The 7,506-nt window shown below is 61.9% G+C and carries 4 protein-coding genes and 1 pseudogene; 1 reads left to right on the top strand and 4 read right to left on the bottom strand.

Annotation, left to right across the window (positions count from 1 at the left end):
- Window positions 1–68: 68 nt before the first annotated feature.
- A complete protein-coding gene (gene gbcB, locus F0169_RS23575; protein ID WP_058415196.1) occupies window positions 69–1,169 on the bottom strand; it encodes a glycine-betaine demethylase subunit GbcB in 1,101 nt (366 codons plus the stop codon).
- A 282-nt stretch (window positions 1,170–1,451) separates the two neighbouring features.
- On the opposite strand from gbcB, the gene gbcA reads away from it, so the two are divergent.
- Window positions 1,452–2,747, top strand: a complete 1,296-nt coding sequence (gene gbcA, locus F0169_RS23565; RefSeq protein ID WP_058415195.1) for a glycine-betaine demethylase subunit GbcA — start codon at window positions 1,452–1,454, stop codon at window positions 2,745–2,747.
- Window positions 2,748–3,514: 767 nt separating this feature from the next.
- Here the strand turns inward: gbcA and etfB are convergent.
- From etfB to dgcB, 3 genes and pseudogenes are all read right to left on the bottom strand, one after another.
- Window positions 3,515–4,285, bottom strand: a complete 771-nt coding sequence (etfB, locus tag F0169_RS23560) for an electron transfer flavoprotein subunit beta (RefSeq protein ID WP_152747760.1) — start codon at window positions 4,283–4,285, stop codon at window positions 3,515–3,517.
- Between the two features lie 15 nt (window positions 4,286–4,300).
- Window positions 4,301–5,521: an electron transfer flavoprotein subunit alpha gene (etfA, locus tag F0169_RS23555; RefSeq protein WP_152747759.1), complete on the bottom strand. Its 1,221-nt coding sequence runs from the start codon at window positions 5,519–5,521 to the stop codon at window positions 4,301–4,303.
- Window positions 5,521–7,463 (bottom strand): annotated as a pseudogene (dgcB, locus tag F0169_RS23550) (dimethylglycine demethylation protein DgcB). The gene etfA and the pseudogene dgcB overlap by 1 nt, the downstream one beginning before the upstream one ends.
- Window positions 7,464–7,506: the final 43 nt, after the last annotated feature.

The following is a 7,506-nucleotide window of genomic DNA, read 5'->3' as shown; positions in this document are numbered from 1 at the left end:
GTTACATGAATTCTGACTGACGCACCGCTATCGGGAGCAAGCCCCCTCCCACACTGGATCGTGGTTAATTAGAACTCGATGCGCACGTCGCCCTTGGGCACGCTGCAGCACGACAGGATGTAGCCTTCGGCTTCGTCTTCTTCGGTGATCCCGCCGTTGTGGTCCATCTCGACCTCGCCACCCAGCTTCATCACCTTGCACGTTCCGCAGATGCCCATGCCGCAGGCTTTGGGGATCAGCAAACCCAGCTTGGCCGCTGCGGCGTGAACCGTCTCGCCCGGCGCCACGCGGATGCTCTTGCCGGAAGCAATGAATTCGACCTGGTGCAGGTCGGCCAAGTCGATTTCCGGCGCGTCGGCGGCTTGCTCGGCTTGCTCAACCGCGTCGGCACGCGCTTCGGGCGGTGTGGCGCCGAACGATTCCTCGTGGTACCGCGCCATGTCGAAACCGGCCACTTCCAGCAGCCGTTTCACCGCGTTCATGTAGGGCGTAGGGCCACAGCAGAACACTTCGCGCTCAAGAAAGTCGGGCACCATCAATTCGAGCATCTTGTGGTTCAGGTAGCCGCGATAACCGGCCCAGGGCTCACCCAAGCCGTGCTTCTCGCAGATCAGGTGCAGGCTGAAGTTGTCGATCCGCGACGCCATGTGCTCCAGCTCGCGGTGGTAAATGATGTCTTTGGGCGAGCGCGCACTGTGGACAAAGGTCATGTCGACGTTGGCGTTGGTGTCGTAATACCAGCGCGCCATGGACATCACCGGCGTGATGCCGACGCCGCCACTGAGGTAGAGCACTTTGGGGTTGCTGAAATCGATGGCATTGAACAGCCCGACCGGCCCGTGCACCGCCAGCTCTTGCCCTTCCTGCAGCGTATCGTGCAACCAGTTGGAGACCTTGCCACCGGGCACGCGCTTGATGGTCACCGAGAAGCTGTAAGGCACCGAGGGTGAGCTGGAAATAGTGTAAGAACGCATGATCGGCTGGCCGTCGATTTCCAGCTCCAGCGTGACGAATTGCCCCGGCTTGAAAAAGAACAGGATCGGCTGGTCGGCCATAAAGCAAAAGGTGCGCACGTCCCAGGTTTCCTGGATGACTTTGACGCAACGGACGATGTGCCGACCATTCGCCCAGGTCTGGGTAGTGACCGGATTCAGGAAGCTGTTGGACATGCTGTTCTCCGCAGCCGTAGGTCGGCCTCATGGTGGCGATTCTGCGTAACGCGCGAACCACCCATTTACCTATCTGCGACATTCACATACTTATCGCGACCAGCCCCCATGGCACTGGGGTTGCGCGTCGGGAACAGAGTGGGCCATGTCGCTCATGGATAAGGTTCGGCGCATCGGCGGCCCCACACTCGCTCCCAACCAAGACACTTTCTTTACGCCTTGCTGCAAAACCTGATTAGTCACTTATCGCGGCCACCCAGAATGGCCTTGAGGACACACACGATGGACGTCACCGCAACCTTAAGCTTGGGCGATCCGCTGGAACCCGCACGCAAGGCCACCGCACAGATGTTGCAAGAGCGCGAGCGCACATTTTCGCTGCCGCAGCCGTTTTACTCTGATGAGCGGCTGTTTGATATCGACATGCAGGAGATCTTCCAAAAAGAATGGCTGATCGCCGGCATGACCTGCGAGATCCCCACCAAGGGCAACTACCTGACCCTGCAAGTGGGCAAGAACCCGATCATCGTGATCCGTGGCGCCGAGGGCGTGGTGCATGCGTTTCATAACGTGTGCCGCCACCGTGGCTCGCGCTTGTGCACCAGCGACAAGGGCAAGGTGGCAAAACTTGTGTGCCACTACCACCAGTGGACCTACGAGCTGGACGGTCGCCTGCTGTTCGCCGGCACCGAGATGGGCGCCGACTTCGACATGCAGCAATACGGCCTGAAGCCGGTGAACGTGAAGACCGCCGGCGGTTACATCTTCATCAGCCTGGCGAAGAACCCGCCGGCCATGGATGACTTTCTGTCGACGCTGAACCACTACATGGAACCCTACGACATGGAGAACACCAAGGTGGCGATCCAGACCACCTTGTTCGAAAAAGCCAACTGGAAACTGGTGCTCGAAAACAACCGCGAGTGCTACCACTGCAACGCATCGCACCCGGAACTGCTGAAAACCCTGCTGGAATGGGACGACGTCACCGACCCGCGTGCCGACCAGGCGTTCAAGGACCACGTTGCCGCCTCGGCCGCGGCCTGGGACGCCGAAAAAATTCCGTACGCCCACGCCAGCTTCGGCCTGCGTAACCGCATCGTGCGCATGCCGTTGCTCAAGGGCACCGTGTCGATGACCCTGGACGGCAAACAGGGTTGCGCCAAGCTGATGGGCCGCATCCAGAACCCGGACCTCGGCTCGATGCGCATCCTGCACCTGCCGCACTCGTGGAACCACTGCATGGGCGACCACATTATTGTGTTCACCGTGTGGCCGATCAGCGCGCAGGAAACCATGGTCACCACCAAGTGGATCGTGCACAAGGATGCCGTGGAAGGTGTGGATTACGACGTTGAACGCATGCGTAAAGTCTGGGACGCCACCAACGACCAGGACCGCCGCCTGGCTGAAGAGAACCAGCGCGGTATCAACTCCACCGCCTACCAGCCGGGGCCGTACTCGAAAACCTATGAGTTTGGTGTGGTGAATTTTGTGGACTGGTACAGCGAGCGTTTGCTGAGCAACCTCGGCGCCGCGCCCGCGCCTTACCTCAAAGGCGTGGCCGTACACGAATAACCGCCCCACCAGCGATCAAAAAAGTGTGTGTGGGAGCGGGCTTGCTCGCGATGGCGGTGTGTCAGCCAGTGCATCTGGCGACTGATAGAGCGCTATCGCGAGCAAGCCCGCTCCCACCGTTGAAACGCGCAGGTGTTCAATAATTGATCAACTTCGTTGCAGGCCGCTGAAAACCTGCCCTGCAGCCTTTGCCCAACAACTTATCCACAAAGCCACCCACAGTAATTGTGGGCAAGTGCGCGTCTCTGTTGAAAATAGTCGAAGAAAATCCGTGACTTATTCAAGTTGTCGGATTCCATCAGCAACTGATCACTTATTAACCAACCGACCAAGAAGCCCGTATTACATGGCCTGCAGCACTACGCGAACACCTTATCCACAGAAGCACCAACAGACTTTGGGGGCAACTTCGGCACGACTGTGGAAAACCACCTGAACCCTGCAGATTCCGGGGGTTTACAGCCCGTGAACAAGGTAAATTACGCAGATTGGTCATATTTTGATCACCTCACTAAAAGCCACGTTCTATAAGGCCTGCAGACGATAGCGAACATCTTATCCACAGAAGCGCCAACAGACTTTGGGGGCAAGTCTGTGCATGGGAATTAAGTTATTCACGGAAAAAACCAGTAAAAACCGTCAGTTAGCCTGGTTGTTTTTCGTACAGAGGGCTGCAGGGCTTGGTTTTAAGGGCCTGTGGACAGTCGCAAACAGGTTATCCACAGGCGGATCAACAGGGATTGTGGGTAAGCCCTCCCCACCGGGGATTAGCGCACCACGCCTTCTTCAATAAGCAGCTTGAGGATGGCTTGGGCACCGTCTTCAGCGCTGAGCCCCTTGAGCACTTGCCCACCGCCGCCACTGGCCTTGGCGGTCGCGGCTTTCATGCGGTCGGCGCCGCTCTTGGCCTTGATCACTTTAAGGCGCTTGGGCCGAGGCTTGGCCGGTTGCAACTGCGCGCCTGTGAATAACTCGTCTGCTTCTATCTCGACCTCATGCGCCGCCAACAGCCCACGCTGTGCCGGGCCGTAGGCGCTTTGCCGGGGTTTGGGCGCGGCGTTATCCACCGTGGCCAGAAACGGCAAACGCACTTTCAAGCGGCGCCGCTGCCCACGCGGCAACGCTTGCAGCACATGCGCGACGCCGCCATCGATGGACTCAACCTGCGCCAGCCCGACAATCAATGGCCAGCCCAATTGCTCCGCCAGCAGGAACGGCAACATGCCCGAACCCTCGCCGGTTTCTGCCTGGCTGCCGGTGAGCACCACGTGGGCGCCGGCGTCGCGCAGGTAATCACTCAGCGCCGGCAAGGCGTCCGCGCCGGCCGGCTGTTCCAGCACGTGCAACTGTGGCAAGCCCATGCCCAAGTAGCTGCGCAAGGTCGGCTCGTTGATGTTGCCGGCGTGCAACACCTGCAACTTATCCCCAGCCAGTTGCAGGCCCAGCTCGACGGCGCGGGCGTCTTGCTCGGCGCGGCGCGGGCGCCCGGACGTGGGGTGGGCACCGATGGAAACCAGGCTGATTACGTGAGTGTGCATAACCTTGTCCTTTGCTTAAGCCGCGTCGCGCTTGGCGCCGTTGCGGTAGGCCTCGACCGCAGCGATCAAGGCTTGCAGAATCGCGGCGCTGTCGCCGATTACCGACAGGTCGGCACGCTTGATCATGTCGCAGCCCGCGTCGAGGTTGATCGCCACCACCTTGTCGCAGGCACCGATGCCTTGCAGGTGCTGGATCGCCCCGGAAATCCCCACGGCCACGTAAACCCTTGCCGTGACCCACGTGCCGCTGGCGCCAACCTGGCGATCACGCGCCATAAAGCCATCGTCCACCGCCACGCGCGAGGCGCCTTCGGTGGCGCCCAGCGCGGCGGCGGCCCGGTGGAACAGCGGCCAGTCCTGCACGCCGTTGCCGCCAGAGAAAATGAATTCGGCCTCGGCCATCGGAATCGCCGCCGGGTCCACCGCCACGGCCCCAAGGTCTTCAATACGCGACACGCTGCGCGCCAGGGCTGTGGATAACACCACCGGCAACACTTCGTGGCGCGTGTCGCTGACCGGCTCGGCACATTCGACGGCGGCCAGAATCAGGCGTGGCAATGGCCGCGCCAAATCTTCCTGGCCCGCACCGGCGCGGCCGATGCACGCTTCGCCGTTGACCTGCCACACCCGTGTGGCTGGGCGCTCTTTGAGGCTGGCGGCAAAACGTCGGCCCAGCTCGCCACCGCCGCTGCGGCTGTCGGGCAGCAACCAGTGGCGCGGGCTGAACTGGTTATCCACAGCCCGCAAGCCGTGCACGCGTTGCTCCGGTGAATAACCGTCGAATGCGTGGCCTTCCAGCACCAGCAGGCGATCAACCCCGGCCGTGGCGAAGGCGCCTTCTTTATGTTCGCCAAACACCACCGCCAACACCGCGCCGTCGCTGCCCGCGAGTTGCCGCGCGAGGCCCAGCACGTCGCGGTCGTGGCTGCTGAGGCGGCCGCCGACCATGTCCGGCACCACGCTGATGTAAAACGCCGGTGCAGGCACCTGGTGCAACGGCAACTGCACTTCAACAGCGGCCGAGCGCTTGGCCGCGCCGCCTTGCTGGGCGCCACTGCGGTCGATGCGCTTGATGCCGTTGGGGCCGATAAAACCGACGCCATGCGGGTTTTTGCGGATGATGCCGTTCGGCCCCATCCAATGCTCTTGCACCGGCTGCATCGCCGCGTGCAGCGGGTGCAGGCGGTTACGCGCGATCCATTCGGCGCGTGGGTCGCGGCGGATAATCTCGCTCATCAGTGCACCTCCGCAGGTTCAAGCCTGGCAGGGGCTTTGGCAGGCGCTGCGTCTTCAAGCAACGCCTCGGCCACCAGCTCGGCAATGTCCTTGATCAATGGGCGCGGCTCAACCACGCCTTCAAGCATCGCCGTGCACTGCGGGCAACCTACAGCCACCAGTGCGGCGCCGGTTTCGCGGATGTCGTCCATGCGCATGTCGGGAATACGCTGCTTGCCGGGAATATCAGTGATCGGCGCACCGCCACCGCCGCCACAGCAGCGCGAGCGCAAACCCGACCGTTGCATCTCCTTGACCTCAATGCCCAGCGCGCGCAGCACTTGGCGCGGGGCCTCGTATTCGCCGTTGTAACGGCCCAGGTAACACGGGTCGTGGTAGGTCACACTGTTGCCCTTGTGCTGGCCGAGGTTCAACGCGCCGTCGCCGATCAGCTCGGCCATGAACGTGCTGTGATGCTGCACCACGTAGTTGCCGTTGAACGCGCCGTACTCGTTTTTCAGCACGTGAAAGCTGTGCGGGTCACAGGTGACGATCCGCGTGAAGCAGTACTTTTCAAGCGTCTGGATATTGCGCGTGGCCAGCAGTTGGAACGTCGCTTCATCGCCGAGGCGCCGGGCCACATCGCCGCTGTCGCGCTCCTCCAGGCCGAGCACCGCGAAGTCGACCCTGGCGGCTTTCAGCACTTTGACGAAGGCGCGCAAAGTGCGCTGGTTGCGCATGTCGAAGGCACCGTCGCCGACCCAGAACAATACGTCAGCGCTGCCCTTGTCGCTGAACAATGGCAGGTTCAAATCCGCCGCCCAGTTCAGGCGACCACCGGGTGCAAAGCCGCCGGGGTTGTCGGTGGCGATCAGGTTTTCCAAGACTTCGGCGCCCTTGTTCGGCGTGGCGCCTTTTTCCAGGGTCAGGTAGCGGCGCATGTCGACGATGGCGTCGACGTGTTCGATCATCATCGGGCACTCTTCCACGCACGCGCGGCAGGTGGTGCACGACCACAGGGTTTCGGCGTCCACCAGGCCGTTGACGATCGGCTGGTGCGGGTTGCCGCTGTGTTCGCCGATGGGTTGTCCTGGATACGGGCTGCCGGCGAACTTGGCATCGGTGCCGCCGGCCAGGCCGACCACCATGTCCTGGATCAGCTTTTTCGGGTTCAGCGGCTGGCCGGCGGCGAAGGCCGGGCACGCGGCCTCGCACTTGCCGCACTGCACACAAGCGTCAAAACCGAGCAGTTGGTTCCAGGTAAAATCCTTGGGTTTTTGCACGCCCAGCGGCGCGCTTTTGTCGGTGAGGTCCAACGGTTTTAAACCGGTCGAACGGCCGCCACCAAAACGCTCGGCGCGGCGGTGCCAGGCCAGGTGCAGCGCGCCGGCGAAGGCGTGTTTCATCGGGCCGCCCCAGGTCATGCCAAAGAACATCTCGCTCACGCCCCACAACACACCCACGCTGAGCAGTGCTGCCAACAACCAGCCGCCGAAGTCAGCAGGCAGAATTCCGGCCACCGGCAACGTCACCACAAAGAAACTCAGCGAGAACGCCATCAGGCTTTTCGGCAGGCGCATCCACGCGCCTTTCGACAGGCGCGACGGCGGGTTGCGCGACGCAGGTAGACGAAGGTGGCGCCGACAAACATCAGCAGCGAGGCCAGCAGCAAGGCATAGCCGAGGATGCGATTATGCAGGCCGAAGCCGTGCACCAGAATCGCCAGCAGCGCTGACAACACAAAGCCCAGGGCCGTGGCGACGTGAGTATTGGCAATGTATTTATCGCGGGCGACCACGTGGTGCAGGTCGACCATGTAGCGCTTGGGCATCGCCAGCAGGCCGCCGAGCAGGTCGACTTTGGACGCGCGGCCACGGCGCCACAGGTTCACCCGGCGCAGTGCGCCGAGTGCTGCGAGGCCCAGCGCCGCAAACAGCAGAATAGGCAGCAAAGTGTTCAACATGGTGAAGCTCCCAACGACCGCACAGGTCTACTGTGAAACTGGA

Origin of the sequence: Pseudomonas kitaguniensis, assembly GCF_009296165.1 — a bacterium.
Classification (GTDB): Bacteria; Pseudomonadota; Gammaproteobacteria; order Pseudomonadales; family Pseudomonadaceae; genus Aquipseudomonas; species Aquipseudomonas kitaguniensis.
This window is presented reverse-complemented; position numbering and strand designations above follow the sequence as displayed.

What these genes read in the sequence shown, in the direction of transcription:
- gbcA (WP_058415195.1), top strand. Translation starts at nt 1,452, where the DNA reads ATGGACGTCACCGCAACCTTAAGCTTGGGCGATCCGCTGGAACCCGCA.
- gbcB (WP_058415196.1), bottom strand. Translation starts at nt 1,169, where the DNA reads ATGTCCAACAGCTTCCTGAATCCGGTCACTACCCAGACCTGGGCGAAT.
- etfA (WP_152747759.1), bottom strand. Translation starts at nt 5,521, where the DNA reads ATGAGCGAGATTATCCGCCGCGACCCACGCGCCGAATGGATCGCGCGT.
- etfB (WP_152747760.1), bottom strand. Translation starts at nt 4,285, where the DNA reads ATGCACACTCACGTAATCAGCCTGGTTTCCATCGGTGCCCACCCCACG.